This window comes from Bradyrhizobium sp. Arg816 (assembly GCF_029989365.1).
Classification (GTDB): domain Bacteria; phylum Pseudomonadota; class Alphaproteobacteria; order Rhizobiales; family Xanthobacteraceae; genus Bradyrhizobium.
The window spans coordinates 98,870-114,139 of sequence record NZ_JAPRAQ010000010.1; the positions used below are offsets into that span (position 1 = coordinate 98,870).

Sequence of the window (15,270 nt, forward strand, 5' to 3'; positions counted from 1 at the left end):
AAGGATTGCGCTAATCGCTCTAAGCTACTGCTACGACTTGATTTTCTGCCTCTAGGTCTGCGTAGTGCGCCAGAGGAGGACCAGTTAGAAGGTCGGTTAGCTTCGGGTTCTTGATCGCGTGTCCGTAGGTCTTCAGCACCTGCGCAGCGTCCTTCCAGCCGCCGAGCCACGCCACCGTCACCACGTCCACGCCGCGCCTCAGGAGCCCCGTAGCGAAGCCGTGGCGGCAGGAGTGGGGCGTCAGGCGCTTGATGCTGGCCTTCTTGCAGGCGGTCGCCCAGGCGTCCTTGAGTGAGCTCAGACGTCCGTAGATGAACACGCCGCGGCCCTCGACCCGCTTCAGGTTAGCGAGCGCCGCGACCAGGGCAGCGGGCAGGTGGGCCACGCGCTCCTTGCTGACCTTGGATTCCCGGATCAGCGCCGTTCCGCGCTGGAGGTCGAGGTCTTCCCATTGGAGGTCAACTGCCTCGCCGGGCCGGGCGCCGGTCAGGTACATGAACAGGACCATGGCTCCGAGGTGCGGCTTGGCAGCCGACCGGAAGCGCGTCACCCATTCGAGCGTCGCAGGGTCCTTCACCTTGGCGTCCTCCGGATAGCGTTCCACGGTCAGCTTGGTGCACAGCTTCGACCTGGCCGCATGGTTGATCACGGCTAGCGTCGGGACGATCGCCAGCCGGTTGAGGCTCGCGTTGCCAACGTTCGGGTAGAGGTCCTTGGCCATGACTTGGATAGATCCCTCTGAGATGTCCCGCACCAGCGTCGGCCCTAGGTACTTCTCGATGGGTTCAAGGAACGTCGTTGACTTGCCGGCTGCACGGTAGATCTGCGCAGCTCGAGCAAACGTCAGGATGGCCTCGGGTCCATCGAAATGACCTTTCCAGTATTTGTCTTCGAACTCGGCAGCCTGGCGCGCCGCGATGTCCTTGTCCGCGGTGTGGAGAGACAGGTTAATGCGGCGTCGCTTGCCAGTCGGGCCAACTGTTCCGCGGCAATAGTAGATCCCCTTACGCCGATAGAGCTTAAGCGGCATCGCTCCCCCTCCCGAATGGCTGCCTTGATCCGACCGATGTCGGCAAAGTCGAAACGTTTGTTCCGACCGATCGGAACGTAGAACGGAATTCCAGAGCTATCCACAGGATGGTCAGCAAGCCAGTACTGAAACCAGCGCTTGGACACGCCGATCTCGGACGCAGTCTGTGCAAGTGTCAGAAGCTTGTGCATGCAACCACTCTATCAGATTTGCAAAGGCCATCAAAACAATTTCGGAAAAACGCCACTCATGTTTTAGATGCGGTGTTTCCATCGGAACGCAGCACATCGTGAAGGGGCGTCAGCCTGTCGCCCTCATCTTCGCAGATGAAACCGCCATTGCCGGCGCAAGCGTCGCACTCGACGGAATACACATCATCGTGTCCGAACCCGCAGCCGGCCTCGTAGACGAAGATGTTTCTATAGATCACACCTTCGCCTCCGCAGATTTCGCAGTCCTTCCATACTTCTGGAGCATTGAGCAGGTCGGTCATGTCCCTACTCAGTGCAGGCGTGACGTTGCGGGCAGCATGACTTGCCAGCGCATTCCTTCGGCTTGTAGCAGAAGGCCGGGCACTTCCCGCTGATCGGATGCTCGAATTGCCAGATGACGGGATTGGCCGGGTAGGGGAGCGGCTTCATCGTGAAGTCTTTGTACTCGCCGCCGCCAACCTTCTTGCCGCTGAACTTTTCGGCAATCTGCTTCGCGTCGTAATCGCTGCCGCCCTCGCAATAACCCTGCGTGCCGTCAGTGAATGTGATCCAGTATCCCTGCATAGTTTCCTCCTATTTTGAATCTGGCTGTAGCCCCTGGGAAATGAGCGGCCGCCAGATCACCACGACGCTGGCGAAGAATCCCGATGCGCGGTAGGGGCCACCTGTCAGGAAGCGCACGCGACCGCGGAGGTAGCGCACTTCGGCGTGGCCCACGATATCGTCATGCCACCAAGCGAGATCGGTAGACGCCGGCAGCAGCCCGACGATCAGCGCACCGTTCTGTTGCTCGAGCCGAGCCTTCTTCGTCCAGGCGTAGACTTCTTTGCCATAGGGCGGGTTCATGAATACCCGGTGGCCGGCCCAGCTCCGCTCGAGTCCGTTCTCGGCTTCGGTGAAGAATTCCGAGCACTTAGCCGTTGCGGGCGCCGCGCACGGGTCCAGCGTAAAGTTGAACTCGGCGTGGAGCGGGTCAAAGACCTCGGGCGGCGTCGCCCAATGGCGGCCATCGCCGTTGTAGCGGCCGTTGTTCTTCGCGCGCACCCCGCCGAGCACAGCCGGGTTATCGCTGGCCGCTATTGTCCTACGGTCAGACATCGGGCGTTCTCACATGCGGAGAAAGAGACGACAAGGCTTTGGCCGCCGCCCTGAGCGCTCCCACGCGGGCATAAGCGAGTGCATCGTCGGGCATGCCGTTATAAACGGAGATGCCAGAACCGAACGGCCGGAGGGCCTCTCGCGCACCCTCGACCAGTGCGCGGGCCTGTGCCAGCGCGCGCCAGAGATCGTTAACCAGATGCAGGGTTCCCATATGCATGCCCATGGGCTGGCCTGGCAGGCTCAAGGTTTGAAACTGCTCAACACGTTGCTTAAGGTCGTCGCTCATTTCAAAACCCCGCATCAGTTGGAGCGTCTACGCGGCGGACCTCGTAGGTTCCGGCGTCGAGACGCATGCCGTTGAATATTTGATCGTGGGTGAGTGTGATCTGGCGCCAGCCCTCTGCCGGAGAGCGAAGCTCTGGAGTGCTAAGTTCCGCAATGGCGGCCTCGATGGCGCTTACGTCGCGCTCCCAAACGGACATCAGCCGATTGCCGCCAAGCGTGTAGGCGCGCTTCATGACATCGCGCAGCGTCAACAACTTTGCCCAGTCGCCGCCATTCATTCTCTCACATTGGGCAGGCTCGATATCTGCCGGAGTGCGCGAACCAAGCGCCGCAAATTCTTCTGCCAAGCATTCGGCGGCATAGGTCGGCGCGGTGTACTCAATGCCGTCTTTCCAGCGCTTGCACGTCAGGCTGTCATACAGCGAGCCAACCGTGACTTTGCGCAGAATGGCCATGATTTGGCCGGCGTCGGGCCGGGCTTGAGCATCTTGGGCACGATCATCGCCGCTTATCGCCGCACCCTCTGCCGCATCTGACGCTGGCGGAGAGCGCAGAGGCGTGAGCGCGGCAATAGCTTCCTTGGCAAGTCGGCCATAGCGACCTTGCGCGTCGTCATCGGCAATTTCCTCCAAACGAGATATCGCTTGGTGCCATAGCTCGTCGTTGGGGGTCGATTGTTGGGCACGATCATCGCCGCACCTCTCCGGAGTGAGAGCGGATGGCCCAGCAATAAGCCGGATGGCCTTCGCGGTAGCCATGCCTGCATCCCAACTCGCCACGGCTTCCGCATCGCCTTGGTTATGGCAATAGCAGCGCTCGCAATCGCACGGTCGTGACCCTTTGGGTTCTACGACCTTTGCGGCTTCCTCGAACGCCTGTGCGCGGGCCTGCTCCAGCTGCGGCTGCATGTCGACCGCTTCCGATCGGTGATGCGCTGTTGTCAGCGCGCGCCGATCCAAGAGTTCGCCAGAGCACCACGAGCATTTTACTGTCGGGATTTCAGTCATGTCACGTCATCTCCTATAGCGGTGTGCGGAGCGCGTGATCGACAAGCGTGCCGATGATCACTCCGGCCAAGAATATTTTCCACTCACTCCAGCTCGGCATGTCTCACATCCTGCCCCACACGCGAAGCGGGCCGCGGCCATCGTCGCTCGGCACGACGTACCAAGTCATCCCTCCAAGAGCTGCGCCAATGGCGAGGATGATCACTAATTCAACGATGGTTCTTCGGCGCTTAGCCGGGCTATCATTCGGAATGCTCATTGGTTGCCGGGCCCCCATGTGGAAGCGAAGAGCTTCGTAGTAGCTTTCGGTGGTTTCGCCGCCTTCGCGGACTGCGGCTACGATGGACGCCCACTCGTTCGGCGGAATGCCCAGATAGACCTGTAAACTTTCGTTCTTAACGGTAACGGAGCCGTCTTCATTTCGGCGGAAAATCCAGCCGTCGCGCCAATAATGCATTTATAGCCTCCTCTTGTCGTTTGATGATGATGCAAGCGACGCGATGCGGTCCCGAGCCATGCCAAAGAGCCCATCGAGCGCGTAGACCGAGAAATTCCCAGCGGGCTGACTGACCCAGGTTGAGATCCAGTCGATGCAGGACCGCTGTTTTTCGACGAGCGCTTCAAGGCGAAGCACCTCCTCGAATAGCTCGTCACGCTCCTTGACGGCCGCGGTGATTAGGGCTGCGGACTCATCGTAGGCCGCCGTGGCGTGTTCCTTCGTGCAGCCAAGACCGCACCCCCCGCTGCAATTCGGATAGGTCTGGCATTGGGCGCCGTAGAATGGGCGTTCTCTTTGCGCCGGAGTGCGACGCTCTGTTTGCTCCCGGACTTGCCCAACAAGCTCCAGAAGCAGCCCACTAAGGCTATCGCCATGGCCGGTCGCGTAGCCGTTGTTCATCATCCAGTAAGCTACCGCCTCTGTCAGTGGGTGCCCTGCACCACATTGGGCATGTGAGACGACCAAGGCTCGCGCAGCCGTCAACGCGCATCCGCAGCCGGTCGGCATCTTCTGGCAATCTTCCTCGCAGGCGATATGCGATGCGATCACATCGCGCACCCGGTAAACTTCGGTCTCGGGTCCGATACCCACGACCTTCCCATCAGCATCGATAGAGAGCGGAATCCGATGGTCTGTCATTTCAATATCTCCAAAACACCCCGAGCCATCCCGCAGAGCAGGACCGGCAATACGATCGCCAGAAGGAAGCCGCTGATAGAGTGCTGGGTCATGGGGCATACGCCAGCGTCGGCGCTCCCTCGTGCTCGAAATTCCAGATGAACCAGGCATGATTGAACGAGGGCTGACCCTTCGAGTCCTCAAACCACTTGATGCGCTTGGTCAGAACGACCTTTTTCGAAAAGACCGGAGAGTTGGCGAATAGATTGGCGCGCGTCTTGGCGTGGTCGAAGTCGGTTCGGAGCAGCATGGCGACGAAGCCATTGCACGGCACGAGTCCCAATGCCCGCTGGATGAACTCGGTCGCCAGCTCATAGGGCGGGTTGGTGATAACCGCTCGGAACGGCTTCGGCGCCGGCTGAGCGAGAAAGTCCCGGCCGGTCTCGATGTCCGAGGCGGCGACATCAAACCCGATCTTGGAGAGGGCGCGAACCATCTTCCCGCCGCCAGCGGCCGGCTCCCAGACGACGCAATCGGTGGTCGGAAGGTGAGGCGCGAGCGCCATCGTCACCCACTCAGGCGTTTCGTACAGGTCGCGCTCTTTGCGCTCGTATCCGCTATCGCGTTGTGACATCAGCTTGCCCCGCTCATTGCGTCCATGTGCGACGGGGCAATCTTGTCTTTGTCGCGCTGCCAGTCGTAGTTTTTGTAGTCCTCGACGGCTTCAAGGATCTCTTCCTTGTCGGCGGCCTCCTCAATGCGGCCAAATAAATCGCTGATGTTCCAGAGCAGGCTATGGGCGCGCGACTTCTCGTCCTTCGCCAGTTCGAGAATGGCGTTCGATAGCTGATAGTCAGAGAGGCGAAGCGACTTGTTGTATTGAACAACGACCCACGGGGTCTCAACGTTTTGAACGTCAGCTTTGGCCTTCGCCGCCTCAAGGGCCTCTGCTTCGGAAGCAAACAGGTCGGTTTCGCTGTAGACCGATCCAGAGCCGATGCCGGTCTCCCGGCACATGTAGCGAGCACCCTCGTCATAAGAACCCTTGGCAGTGTTGTATTGGATGCTGCCGATTGTGAGGGGGCTCACACAAGGCGCGAACTGCGCATAATCAAGCGCTAGGTCTCGCTCGCTCTGGTATTGCGCTGCGCATCGCGGGCAGTCGAACGTGTACTTCGTGCCAGCCGGCGAGGTGGTTTCCCACTTCTTGGAGCCCAGACAATCAGGACACGGGCGGCGCCGTTTTTCAGTGGTGGTCCCGGCGTGGTAAACGGTCTCGCCGATCGAAAATTTAGTCGTGATGGTGGCCATGATGTCGGTTCCTTAGAGAACGTGAAAGCCTAATTCGGGTAGGCCGAAGCCCATCTGCTGCGTGCTTCAGCCCGTCACAAAATCCAAACCGCAAGCGCGATCACAACCGCGCCGACAGCGAACAGAACGACGGTCTCTCGGTAGGCTTTGCCGACTTGTCCGTGCGGTCGCATGTGATCCTCAAAGCGTGTGGCCGTTGATGAGAGAAACGATCGTGGTCACGGCGACGAGCGCGCAGATGACCAAGACTGCGTAGGCGCCGATCATGCCGGTGCCTTCATGCTGTTGATTGCAGCCGTGACTGCGTCCCTCAGCGTCTCGTAAGGATGCTGTTCGGTCCACGCGATCGATTTGCGGAGATCCTTCTGACCGTTCCAGGTCTTACCGAGTTGATCGGCGCGGGTGGCGCTAAGGATCATCGTCCCCCACTGCTGGTGATACTCGGCCGCAGTCGGAATTTGTTCGTCGGCCGCTCCGGCCTGGGGGCTGGAATCTGGGGGAGCGGCCGACGACACCGCGCCGGATGGCGCCGGTGTTCCTCCGCGCGACCACTCTGCGAGCGCGCGGCCAATGTCTTCGCTGAGCGGTTGCTGAGGGGCGAAGATGTGTTTGAACTGTGCGGGGCACTTCATCATCATGCGCTCGCCGACGTGGTCCGAGCGCCAGGTGGGGACGCCTTCGGAGCGGGGCTCGAGCATGCAATTGACGGCCATCTCGTAGACCCATTCTTCGCCGGCAATGGGCATGAAGCCCATGTCGATGACCTCGGTCTTGCCGTCCTTCTTCACGGGCTTGGTCTTTTCCTTGGCCCGGAAGCAGAAGATGAACACGCCGTCGAGCTGCTTGATGCCCTCGATCATCTTCTGGCGCAGCGGGCCGGCCTTGGCCCAGCCGAGCATCTTGACGGCTTCGCGCTTCTTGTAGTCATTGCCGGCGATGCGATCGATCACAGCCTCAGCGGTTTCGAGATAGCCACCCTCGCCAATATGCTCGTGGCTCATGCTGTCCACGATGGTGATCCGCGATCCCTTGGCCGCGCAGTATTTCAGCGCGGCCAAGTAATCGAGGGAGCCGAACGGAGGGGCAAAGGGGACATGCCTGAATTTGAACGTGTCGGCGTAATGCAGCATCCGCCCGTTCTCGGTGTCGATGCCGTAGATGTCGCCGCCCAGCACCTGCTGCATGCCGGTCGCGAGACGTAGCGCGGAATAGGTCTTTCCGCCGCCAGAGGGGGACATGATCCCGATCATCAGCGGGACTTGGGAACGGACGGCGGGGGCGTCTTCGAAACTGCGGATGATTGCGTTCATGTCTAGCCTGCAAAAATGAGGTCGGGATCGTTCTCGGAAGCTTCTTCGATCTCGCGGCCGAGCCACGAGCTCTCTGCCCAATTCGGAAGCTCCGCGGTGTGGATGCGGTTCGGGTAGCCAGGCCACGTCTTCTTGCGCATGCAGAAGGCCCAGGTCTTGATCGCGTAATCGACCTGCTTGCGGCCGATCGTCAGCGCTGCCTCGCCGATCTGGTTGACCGTGAGCGCGTAGGGCGCCTCGTTCTCCTGAGCCACGTAGAAAAACTTGCGGCGGCCCGCGCCTTTGGGATCGATGGCGTCAAGGATGCGCTCGTGGAATGCGGCCTGGATGTGCCAGCCGGCGTCCGCCATGCGGCGCGGCGTGGCATAGGGTGAGGCCGAGACGCCGCCGGTCTTGTAGTCCCAGACCTCGCGCAGGTCGGGCGTGATCCAATCCAGCATGGACCGCAGCCAGATCCCGTCCTCGCAGTTGGCAATCACAACCTCGGCGTCGCCGTGTGTGAAGGCATTCTGTGTGCCGTGGATGCGGCAGAGCTGCTCGGTCGCGGCGTCGACCATCTCGCCGGCGGCGTCGAAATGCTTGCGCAGGATCGGCTCTTTGCCTTCGTTCAAGGACTCGATCTTGAAGGCCTTGGCGCCCCCGGACCGCCAGTCCGTGAAGTCGCCGACGGACATATCCTTGCCGCGGTTCAGCATCAGCTTGTGCGCGGCGTTCCCGATCGCCTTTGCCTTGTTGTACGCTTCGCCGTCGTCCTCATCGGCAGGCTTCACATTCAAGCGCGGGTGCGCCTGGAACGCGTGTAACGGGCTCTGCTCGATGAGGACCTTCGCGAGTGACTGCGTAAATGATGGGGTAGGCGTGGGGTCGCCAAAATACGCAGCCGTCGGGAAGTCGCGATAGATGCCGGGCTCAGTGATGTTCATGGGACCACCTCGAAAACGGTCATTGCGCGGTTTTGGGAGCCCACCAGCACGCGCCGACCGGTATCGCGGAGCACGCCGTCTCCGAGCAACGCGGAGACAACCTTGGAGCATTCGCGCACGGTCAGCCCGGTTTCGTCCGCAACGTCGTGTGACGTATTGCAGAGGCCGGACATCACGGCGGTGATCACGCGCTGGCGTTTGCCGCGGATTCTCATAGGTCGAAATTCCCTCGATAGAAGCGCCCGACCATCGGCGACGGGGACTTCGCCGGCACGCGCATGGTGTGCTGCGTGGACGCAATCGCCATGCGGACTTTTCGCTTCCGCTCGCGCGCCTGGCCCTTGAAGATGTCGAAGTAGCGATAGGCGGTGCGCGAGGCGCACTTGATCTCCTTCGCTGCATCGCGAGGCGTCCAGCCAGCCTTAAAGCGTCGCTCGAGCTGTTGGATCTCGTCGGCAGTCAGGTGGTTCTGACGGCCGCGCGGCTTTTCCCAATCGTCCGGACGGGTGCTCATTGCAGCACGTCCGGGATCGGCGTGGCGCGAATGATCAGGACGACCATCCAGAACGCGATGAAGAGGGAGACAGCCACCGCCTCGCACAGGACGGGCATGCCGACCTTGACGATCTCGACAGGGTCCGGTTTCCGGATTGTCCGGATTCGATCCATACAATGACGCAGCGCATCACGCATTGATCCGCTCCAGCTGCGAGTTGATCTCGTTGCGGGCGCCGATCTCGCGCTGCTTCAGGCCCCATACCTGAAGGAGCCGCACAGCGGTGACGTCATCAGCCTGACGGACCACACGCGCCATCTCGGCGGCATCGGTGGGTGCTTTCGAGAGGGAGACCTTCATGCGCCGGCTCCCGCGGCGACGGCCTCGAGGCGGCGCTGCTCAGCCTTGCTGTCGGCATAGAGGTCGATCAGCGCGGCCGCGTTCTCGATGTTGTCCATGAGGCGGACAAGCAAGACGATATCGATTGCGGTGCTGATGTTGCGGTCGAGGCGGTGGGGCAAGCTATCGTGCTTGCGCTCGTCGCGTCGGTGGTCCCAGTACTCGGCGGTGTAGCGGCGGGTGTGATAGGACATCGGTTCGCTCCGTTGAGAAGCGAACCTTAAGGACGATCTGTCCTTCGTGTCAAGGACTATTTGTCCTTAACGGTTGAAAACGATTTAGGCCACTTTCCGCCTTGTACGGCGGACTTTAGTGGCCGGTGCGGGCTGAATGTCTGGAACTACGGGTGGAAGCGGCGCCAGCGTCATCTTGCCCTGGCCGGTCATCAACCACTCCATGTCGACCCGAGCGATCAGACAGAACCGCCGGATGAGGTGATGCGGCAGGAGGCTGCGACCTTCGTATTGCTTGTATTTGTCCTGAGGCATGCCGAGCGCCTCGGCCATTTGCCACTGCTTCCAGCCGAGCGCCACGCGCGCCTCGGCAACCCGCCGCGTAAACGACTGTTTGTACTGAGTTTCTGTCTCTGAATCGGCCATACGGACATTCTGTCCTAGACGCGATCCACAGTCCAAGGACACTGCGGCCTTGCTTTTAAGGACTGATTGTCCTAAGCGTATCGGCATGACCGATTTGACATCGTTCCGCGCAATTATCGAACTGTGGGGAACCTCACACGGGTCACGCATCGCCATGGCCGCCGATGTGTCCGGCGTGTCCGCAACGCAGGTTTCCAAGTGGTGGCAGAGGGACAGTATCCCGGCAGAGTATTGGTCCGGCTTGCTCTCCACACCCCGCGCTCGAGACGCCGGAGTTTCTGCTGATTTGCTGACCGAGCTCGCCGCGCGTGAGCCTGCCGAGTTGCGCGCATGACGTCGCGCGAAACGAACCACAATCCCCATCCCACAATTCCTCACGCGAAAATTGACGCCGCGGCTTGGCGTCGTTGCCCTCACTTCCTCCCGACAACGCCGCATTCTTATTTCCGGCACAGTGCGTCGCGCGGGAAATCTCTGCAACTGAAATTTTCGGCTGGTAGCGATAGCAAATTTGCGGTGGCTCGGCGCAAAACAGCGCGCTCACATCGCGCAACTTTGCTTCAAGTTCTATCGAGATCATCTTCCATCCATCGCGTGAGGGGCTGAACATGTCGCGATCATCAGCGACGACGGCGCATTGTGCAAATTCAGGGGGTGCCGGAACGTGCACCGATTTTTCAGGATCGTGCACCACTGTTTCGGAACTGCAGGCGAGCATCACCAGCATCATCCGCGCGAAAAACCCCTATAAAACGTGGGCATTCGTCGCTGATCTGTTCGGACTTAAAGAGCGCTCGGCAAAGCACCGCCTGGCGAACTCGCGCGTTTACACCATCGAGGAATTGCAGGCGCTGCTCCAGTCTGAAGATGGTCTCGACTATCTCGCAGCCCTCATGGCCGACGCCGAACCGAAGTGGTGGTGGTGGGCAAAGCAGGTGATGGCGGTCGCGGCGATCAAGCGGCGCCGCGCCGAGGATGAACAAGAAATCCTCAAATTGGAAACAAGTGCGCCGGCCGAGGTCGGAGCGCGCCGCCGGATCAAGGGTGCTCTCGATGCCAACCGAAATCTCAAAGCAAGCATCGACCGGGCCGAAACTTCCCTGGGCCTTCGACGTCCGGACGCGGATCGCCGAGACGCTGATGCGGCGCGCGCAGGCGCTGGCGCACCGCATCGCGCCGTGGCTCAAGCCCAAGCCCGACGCCGATAACGACCAGTAATCGTTTCGATAACCAACAGTAACTGTTGCGTCTCAAGCCGGAGAGTTTCCGGCGCGGCATTCAGAGGCATTCATGTCCAACATCGGGCACAACAGCGCGGCGACCAAGTTCGCCAAGGATCAGCTCAAATCCATCATCGAGCGCATCGAGCGGCTCGAGGAGGAGAAGAAGGCGATCTCGGACGATATCCGCGACATCTACGCGGAGTCCAAGGGCAACGGCTACGACGTCAAGGCGCTGCGGGCCATTGTCCGCATGCGCAAGCAGGACCCGAACGAGCGCGCCGAGCAGGAAACCATCCTCGAAACCTACATGCACGCCCTCGGCATGCTGGCTGACCTGCCGCTGGGCCAGGCCGCGCTTAAGAAGGCCGGCGCCCAGGTCGACCTCGAAGAGGCGATTGCGGCCTCGTGATGGATGCATCGACCATAGACCGGCCGTTCGGGTGCCCGCTCGACGACCCGCAGCAGCGGTCTTGGCGCCGTTTCACCGATGCGGATGCGGCCGCCCTCGCTGGTGCGTATGAAGCCGCCGCGAACGCCGGAAAGCTCGCCGAGCTCGCCAAATCTATGGGGCGGACGAAGCATTTCCTTTGTCGCAAGGCTCGCGATCTCGGCCTGACCGACAAGAATAGATCAAAGCCATCCCGCCTAAAGGGGGCAGTTCTTTGGAACGCTCCAGGCAGGCCGCCGCATCCGCGTGGGGCCGCCGGTCTCACTCATTCCCCCGAAACCAAAAGGTCGCTGTCGGTGAAATCGCGGAAGATGTGGGAAAAGTGGGCTGAGGAAAAGATTGGGCAGATGTCCGATGCCTCTCGCAACCGACAGAGCGATCTGACCGCGGCGCGCCATGCTTCAGGCCTGATGCCGAAGAGGTATAGCAGGTCGAAGTCCGGGTATCGCTCCGACCTGGGAGCTATCTTCTTTCGCTCCGCATGGGAAGCAAACTATGCGCGGTATCTGAACTTGATGATCAAGTTGGGCGTAGTGCAAAGCTGGGAGTTCGAACCAGAAACGTTCTGGTTTGAGAAAATCAAGCGCGGGGTGAGAAGCTATCTCCCTGATTTCAAGGTTTATTACACGGGAGACGACGTCCCCACCTTCATCGAAGTGAAGGGGTGGATGGACGCTAAGTCGAAGACGAAGATAAAGCGCTTCAAAAAATACTACCCGCAACATCGCATTGAGATCGTGGGGTCCGTCGAATATCGGACCATCACCGCTCAATGGGCCTCGTCTATTCCGAACTGGGAATCCACCCGCGTGGCGGCGGGCTCGCTCGCATGAAAAACCCACTGTCGACGCCAACAACCCGGCTCAATCAGATTCTGCTCCAAGCAGCCATCAGGGCAGAGCAGATCAATGCTGATCGGGTCATCGAGCAGCGCCGGCGCGAGAATGCTCAGCGGCTGGACCAGGAGGCCCAGCAATGAACCCTCCGAAGATGCCGATCCATATCGGCGACTACAAGCGCGACACCGGGCACCTGCGCGCGGCCGAGCACGGTGCCTATTTGCTGCTGCTGTTTCACCATTGGTCGACAGGATCGCTGCCGGATGACGACCGCCAGCTCTCGGCGATCGCGTGCATGACGCCGGCGGAGTGGAAGAAGGCGAAGCCGATCATCAGCAAATTCTTCGGCGAAGGATGGCGCCATGGGCGTGTCGAGAAAGACCTGGCGAGCGCGGTCGAGAGCTACGAGAAGAGAGCAAAGGCGGGCGAGAAGGGTGGCAAAGCTAAAGCCACAGCCAAGCAAAGCTCTAGCATTGCTACAGCCCAGCTAGAGCAACCTTTAACCTTTAACCAAGGTAAGAAAGATTCAGAAGCTAACGCTTCTGACGCTGGCGCGTCCGACGACCCGCGCAAGCGCCTGTTCAACGAGGGCTTGACCAAGCTCGCCAAGCTCACCGGCAAGGGCCCCGATGCCTGCCGGTCATTCGTCGGCAAATGTCTCAGCGCCGCTGGCGACAGCGCAATCGTGGTGCTCGGCCTCATCGAAGACGCGGAAAGAAATCAGGTGGTCGATCCAGCCGCATGGATCGCAGCGCGGCTGAAGCCGCAGGAGAAAACCTATGGAGCAGGTAAGATTCAATCCGGGAATGGAAGCCTCATCGCGGCAATCGACCGGCAGCTCGCAAGCCTCGAAGCAGAGGGTGGCGCTGATCCTGCGCTGCCAGAAAATCCTGTTCTCCGCCTATCGGGCGGATCAATACGCTGATCCCGAGGGCTTCATGACCTCGCTCGGCGCTGTGCTCGAGCAATTCCCGGCTGAGGTGATCGTCTACGTCACCGATCCGCGAACGGGGATCCAGCGGCGATCGAAATGGCCCCCGACAATCAGCGAAGTGGTCGAGGCCTGCGAGGACCACCAGGACTATCTAACCCGGATGCGCAAGCCACAGCGGCCCAAGCTGCCCGCGCTGTCGGCGCCGAGTTTTGCGGAGCGGCCCGCAGGTGCGCTGGCGAACACGTTCATCCCGCACAGCAATGAACGCTACGCTCGCCTTGTCGAGTGGAGCAAGACCGCCGAGCCGATCTTCTGGCGCTTTGGCAAGTCGACCGACGGCCGCGACGGCATTTGGGTGCCGTGGAACATCTGGGATTCGGGGACGCCTCAGGGCCCGGCGCCCGCCGCCCGCCCGGTCTCATTCGAGCTCAGCGACGCCGCGCTGAAAACGATGCGCGACCTCGATGCAGAGCGCAACGGCCAACTTCCAGCAGACCAACCAGAGGAGCACTTCGTATGATCGACGTCCCCAAGGAGTTCTACATCCGCCATTTCCGCATGCTCGTGCAGCAGGCGATCATCGTGCTTGGCAAGGCCCAGGTGCAGAAGATCCTCGACGAGGCGGAGGTCGGAGGATGAACGGGGCATGGGGCGTGGGGCCGCTAGCGTTCGAGCAGCTGTTCGAGATGCTGCCATACATCGGGTTCGGCGTGCTGTTCCTCGGCGGAATCTGGCTCATCAGCAAGGTGCGGGCATGATCGTGGTCGACCACCGGCCGCCGCTCAGGCGCATCGAGATCGGGGCACGGCCGCAGCCAGCACCAGCGCCGCCGGAGATCGATCTCGACTGCATCGCCAAGTTCATGGAGCAGGAGCGTGTTTGGAAGCTGGTCCAGCAGGCCGCGCAAGGGCAGGGGAGCGTCGAGGAATGAACGTGCCTATCGCCACGATCCGCAGCCAGGACGACCTGATCGAGGCCCTGCGCGCCGCCAAGGAGATGCGCAATCTCTCGTTCAAGACCCTGGACGCCCTCGGCGACTTCACCGAAGGCCACATGGAGCGCGTGATCGGCCCCAGGCGCGAGAAGGGGATGAGCCCATTCGTCTTCCAGATGCTGTGCTCGCTGCTCGCCGTAAAACTCGAGATGGTGTTTGACCCGGACCAGGCCAACAAGATGGAGGCGAAGTGGGAAGGGCGCGACACCAGCAACGTCCGGCTCGAAAAAGGCCGCGTCAGCAAATCACTGCTGGAACGAGCGAAACCCCATGTTTTAAAGGATTTCGCGAAGGCTGGGGGCAAGGCCAGCGGGGCGATGCGAACCGGTTCGCAAGGCAGCGAGATCATGCGCAAGATTGCGAAGCAGGGCTGGCGAACACGGCGCAGAACCCTGAAAGAGCGGCTGGCCGAGCACAAGGCGTTCAAGGCGGCACAGGAGCAAGCATGAAACACTCAATAGTAGACCCTTATCTCGGCACGGCAGACGCCGCCGCACACTGCAATTATTCCGAAAGCCACTTTCGTCAGCTCGTCCGGCTAGGCAAAGTGCCCCAGCCAACCCGCATAAACGGAAAGCTCCTCTGGCGCCGCAGCGCGCTTGAGAATTTCATGGCCGCCCTGTCGAGTCAGCCCAGAGCAGAATCCGGCGGATGGGGTATCGTGCGTTACGCTCCTGGAACCGGCAGAACTCCCGAGGAGGATAAGTGCCACTTCGATGGGTGGTATTCGCGCAAGGAAGACGCTCAGGATGTATTCGCAGATTGGTGCGCTCGCCATCCCGGATGGATTGTCGCGCTGGTCTCCCAACAAGAGGCGCGCTTCTGATGGACAAGCTCCGCAATGAGGAACTATGGCGAGAACTGCACCCTGATCACCCCGCCACTCAACTGATCGAGCGCGTGGCCATGGCCATAATCGAATACGAAGAAATTGCTGGAACTGGCGCGAGCTACCAAGGTCGGGCGGCCGCCGCAATCACCGAGTATTGCCGGCGCATATAGGGGGGCTCACAAATGAGCCGTCACGATGCCCGCCACAGAT

The 15,270-nt window shown here is 60.8% G+C and carries 30 protein-coding genes and 1 pseudogene; 12 read left to right on the forward strand and 19 right to left on the reverse strand.

Annotated features, from left to right (window positions below; all coding sequences use genetic code 11):
* Positions 1 to 19 precede the first annotated feature (19 nt).
* From OWC48_RS24350 to OWC48_RS24440, 19 genes are all read right to left on the reverse strand, one after another.
* Positions 20 to 1,030, reverse strand: coding sequence for a site-specific integrase (locus tag OWC48_RS24350; protein WP_282522221.1), 1,011 nt, complete (start codon positions 1,028 to 1,030; stop codon positions 20 to 22).
* A gap of 247 nt (positions 1,031 to 1,277) precedes the next feature.
* Positions 1,278 to 1,523, reverse strand: a complete 246-nt coding sequence (locus OWC48_RS24355; protein ID WP_282522222.1) for a hypothetical protein — start codon at positions 1,521 to 1,523, stop codon at positions 1,278 to 1,280.
* Positions 1,524 to 1,527: 4 nt separating this feature from the next.
* Entirely contained in the window at positions 1,528 to 1,806 is a 279-nt protein-coding gene (locus tag OWC48_RS24360) for a hypothetical protein (RefSeq protein WP_282522223.1), read from the reverse strand.
* A gap of 9 nt (positions 1,807 to 1,815) precedes the next feature.
* Complete coding sequence (locus tag OWC48_RS24365; protein WP_282522224.1) at positions 1,816 to 2,340, reverse strand: DNA N-6-adenine-methyltransferase; 525 nt, start codon at positions 2,338 to 2,340, stop codon at positions 1,816 to 1,818.
* A complete protein-coding gene (locus OWC48_RS24370) occupies positions 2,333 to 2,629 on the reverse strand; it encodes a hypothetical protein (RefSeq protein WP_282522225.1) in 297 nt (98 codons plus the stop codon). Before OWC48_RS24370 ends, OWC48_RS24365 begins: the two co-directional genes overlap by 8 nt.
* 1 nt (position 2,630) lies before the next feature.
* On the reverse strand, positions 2,631 to 3,635 hold the full coding sequence (locus tag OWC48_RS24375; RefSeq protein ID WP_282522226.1) for a hypothetical protein: 1,005 nt from the start codon (positions 3,633 to 3,635) through the stop codon (positions 2,631 to 2,633).
* 103 nt (positions 3,636 to 3,738) lie between these two features.
* Positions 3,739 to 4,092, reverse strand: a complete 354-nt coding sequence (locus tag OWC48_RS24380) for a hypothetical protein (RefSeq protein ID WP_282522227.1) — start codon at positions 4,090 to 4,092, stop codon at positions 3,739 to 3,741.
* Positions 4,093 to 4,773, reverse strand: coding sequence for a hypothetical protein (locus tag OWC48_RS24385; protein WP_282522228.1), 681 nt, complete (start codon positions 4,771 to 4,773; stop codon positions 4,093 to 4,095).
* 88 nt (positions 4,774 to 4,861) lie between these two features.
* Positions 4,862 to 5,386, reverse strand: coding sequence for a hypothetical protein (locus OWC48_RS24390; RefSeq protein ID WP_282522229.1), 525 nt, complete (start codon positions 5,384 to 5,386; stop codon positions 4,862 to 4,864).
* The gene (locus OWC48_RS24395) at positions 5,386 to 6,063 is read right to left on the reverse strand and encodes a hypothetical protein (protein WP_282522230.1); all 678 of its coding nucleotides are present in this window, start codon (positions 6,061 to 6,063) and stop codon (positions 5,386 to 5,388) included. The genes OWC48_RS24390 and OWC48_RS24395 overlap by 1 nt, the downstream gene beginning before the upstream one ends.
* A 263-nt stretch (positions 6,064 to 6,326) precedes the next feature.
* Entirely contained in the window at positions 6,327 to 7,373 is a 1,047-nt protein-coding gene (locus tag OWC48_RS24400) for a hypothetical protein (RefSeq protein WP_282522231.1), read from the reverse strand.
* A 2-nt stretch (positions 7,374 to 7,375) separates the two neighbouring features.
* Entirely contained in the window at positions 7,376 to 8,296 is a 921-nt protein-coding gene (locus tag OWC48_RS24405) for a PD-(D/E)XK nuclease-like domain-containing protein (RefSeq protein WP_282522232.1), read from the reverse strand.
* Complete coding sequence (locus tag OWC48_RS24410; RefSeq protein ID WP_282522233.1) at positions 8,293 to 8,511, reverse strand: hypothetical protein; 219 nt, start codon at positions 8,509 to 8,511, stop codon at positions 8,293 to 8,295. Before OWC48_RS24410 ends, OWC48_RS24405 begins: the two co-directional genes overlap by 4 nt.
* Positions 8,508 to 8,810, reverse strand: coding sequence for a hypothetical protein (locus OWC48_RS24415; protein ID WP_282522234.1), 303 nt, complete (start codon positions 8,808 to 8,810; stop codon positions 8,508 to 8,510). Before OWC48_RS24415 ends, OWC48_RS24410 begins: the two co-directional genes overlap by 4 nt.
* Positions 8,807 to 8,989 (reverse strand): hypothetical protein, encoded by a 183-nt coding sequence (locus OWC48_RS24420; protein WP_282522235.1) that lies wholly within the window; start codon positions 8,987 to 8,989, stop codon positions 8,807 to 8,809. Before OWC48_RS24420 ends, OWC48_RS24415 begins: the two co-directional genes overlap by 4 nt.
* Positions 8,982 to 9,152, reverse strand: coding sequence for a hypothetical protein (locus tag OWC48_RS24425; RefSeq protein ID WP_282522236.1), 171 nt, complete (start codon positions 9,150 to 9,152; stop codon positions 8,982 to 8,984). Before OWC48_RS24425 ends, OWC48_RS24420 begins: the two co-directional genes overlap by 8 nt.
* A complete protein-coding gene (locus tag OWC48_RS24430; RefSeq protein WP_282522237.1) occupies positions 9,149 to 9,385 on the reverse strand; it encodes a hypothetical protein in 237 nt (78 codons plus the stop codon). The genes OWC48_RS24425 and OWC48_RS24430 overlap by 4 nt, the downstream gene beginning before the upstream one ends.
* An 84-nt stretch (positions 9,386 to 9,469) precedes the next feature.
* Positions 9,470 to 9,790, reverse strand: a complete 321-nt coding sequence (locus OWC48_RS24435) for a helix-turn-helix domain-containing protein (protein ID WP_282522238.1) — start codon at positions 9,788 to 9,790, stop codon at positions 9,470 to 9,472.
* 142 nt (positions 9,791 to 9,932) lie between these two features.
* Positions 9,933 to 10,400 carry a hypothetical protein gene (locus OWC48_RS24440; protein WP_282522239.1) on the reverse strand — a complete coding sequence of 156 codons (468 nt, stop codon included), beginning with the start codon at positions 10,398 to 10,400 and terminating at the stop codon, positions 9,933 to 9,935.
* On the opposite strand from OWC48_RS24440, the gene OWC48_RS24445 reads away from it, so the two are divergent.
* From OWC48_RS24445 to OWC48_RS24500, 12 genes and pseudogenes are all read left to right on the forward strand, one after another.
* Complete coding sequence (locus OWC48_RS24445) at positions 10,399 to 10,998, forward strand: hypothetical protein (RefSeq protein WP_282522240.1); 600 nt, start codon at positions 10,399 to 10,401, stop codon at positions 10,996 to 10,998. The genes OWC48_RS24440 and OWC48_RS24445 overlap by 2 nt on opposite strands.
* Positions 10,999 to 11,080: 82 nt before the next feature.
* A pseudogene (locus OWC48_RS24450) lies at positions 11,081 to 11,341 on the forward strand (DUF2312 domain-containing protein); the annotation flags it as partial.
* Between the two features lie 80 nt (positions 11,342 to 11,421).
* Positions 11,422 to 12,294: a DUF1064 domain-containing protein gene (locus OWC48_RS24455; protein ID WP_282522242.1), complete on the forward strand. Its 873-nt coding sequence runs from the start codon at positions 11,422 to 11,424 to the stop codon at positions 12,292 to 12,294.
* On the forward strand, positions 12,291 to 12,440 hold the full coding sequence (locus tag OWC48_RS24460) for a hypothetical protein (RefSeq protein WP_282522243.1): 150 nt from the start codon (positions 12,291 to 12,293) through the stop codon (positions 12,438 to 12,440). Before OWC48_RS24455 ends, OWC48_RS24460 begins: the two co-directional genes overlap by 4 nt.
* Positions 12,437 to 13,225: a DUF1376 domain-containing protein gene (locus OWC48_RS24465; protein ID WP_282522244.1), complete on the forward strand. Its 789-nt coding sequence runs from the start codon at positions 12,437 to 12,439 to the stop codon at positions 13,223 to 13,225. Before OWC48_RS24460 ends, OWC48_RS24465 begins: the two co-directional genes overlap by 4 nt.
* Entirely contained in the window at positions 13,161 to 13,754 is a 594-nt protein-coding gene (locus tag OWC48_RS24470; protein WP_282522245.1) for a hypothetical protein, read from the forward strand. The genes OWC48_RS24465 and OWC48_RS24470 overlap by 65 nt, the downstream gene beginning before the upstream one ends.
* Positions 13,751 to 13,873: a hypothetical protein gene (locus OWC48_RS24475; protein ID WP_282522246.1), complete on the forward strand. Its 123-nt coding sequence runs from the start codon at positions 13,751 to 13,753 to the stop codon at positions 13,871 to 13,873. The genes OWC48_RS24470 and OWC48_RS24475 overlap by 4 nt, the downstream gene beginning before the upstream one ends.
* Positions 13,870 to 13,992: a hypothetical protein gene (locus tag OWC48_RS24480; RefSeq protein ID WP_282522247.1), complete on the forward strand. Its 123-nt coding sequence runs from the start codon at positions 13,870 to 13,872 to the stop codon at positions 13,990 to 13,992. The genes OWC48_RS24475 and OWC48_RS24480 overlap by 4 nt, the downstream gene beginning before the upstream one ends.
* Entirely contained in the window at positions 13,989 to 14,165 is a 177-nt protein-coding gene (locus tag OWC48_RS24485; RefSeq protein WP_282522248.1) for a hypothetical protein, read from the forward strand. The genes OWC48_RS24480 and OWC48_RS24485 overlap by 4 nt, the downstream gene beginning before the upstream one ends.
* On the forward strand, positions 14,114 to 14,677 hold the full coding sequence (locus OWC48_RS24490) for a hypothetical protein (RefSeq protein ID WP_282522249.1): 564 nt from the start codon (positions 14,114 to 14,116) through the stop codon (positions 14,675 to 14,677). The genes OWC48_RS24485 and OWC48_RS24490 overlap by 52 nt, the downstream gene beginning before the upstream one ends.
* Entirely contained in the window at positions 14,674 to 15,054 is a 381-nt protein-coding gene (locus OWC48_RS24495) for a helix-turn-helix domain-containing protein (RefSeq protein ID WP_282522250.1), read from the forward strand. Before OWC48_RS24490 ends, OWC48_RS24495 begins: the two co-directional genes overlap by 4 nt.
* A complete protein-coding gene (locus OWC48_RS24500; RefSeq protein ID WP_282522251.1) occupies positions 15,054 to 15,230 on the forward strand; it encodes a hypothetical protein in 177 nt (58 codons plus the stop codon). The genes OWC48_RS24495 and OWC48_RS24500 overlap by 1 nt, the downstream gene beginning before the upstream one ends.
* Positions 15,231 to 15,270: the final 40 nt, after the last annotated feature.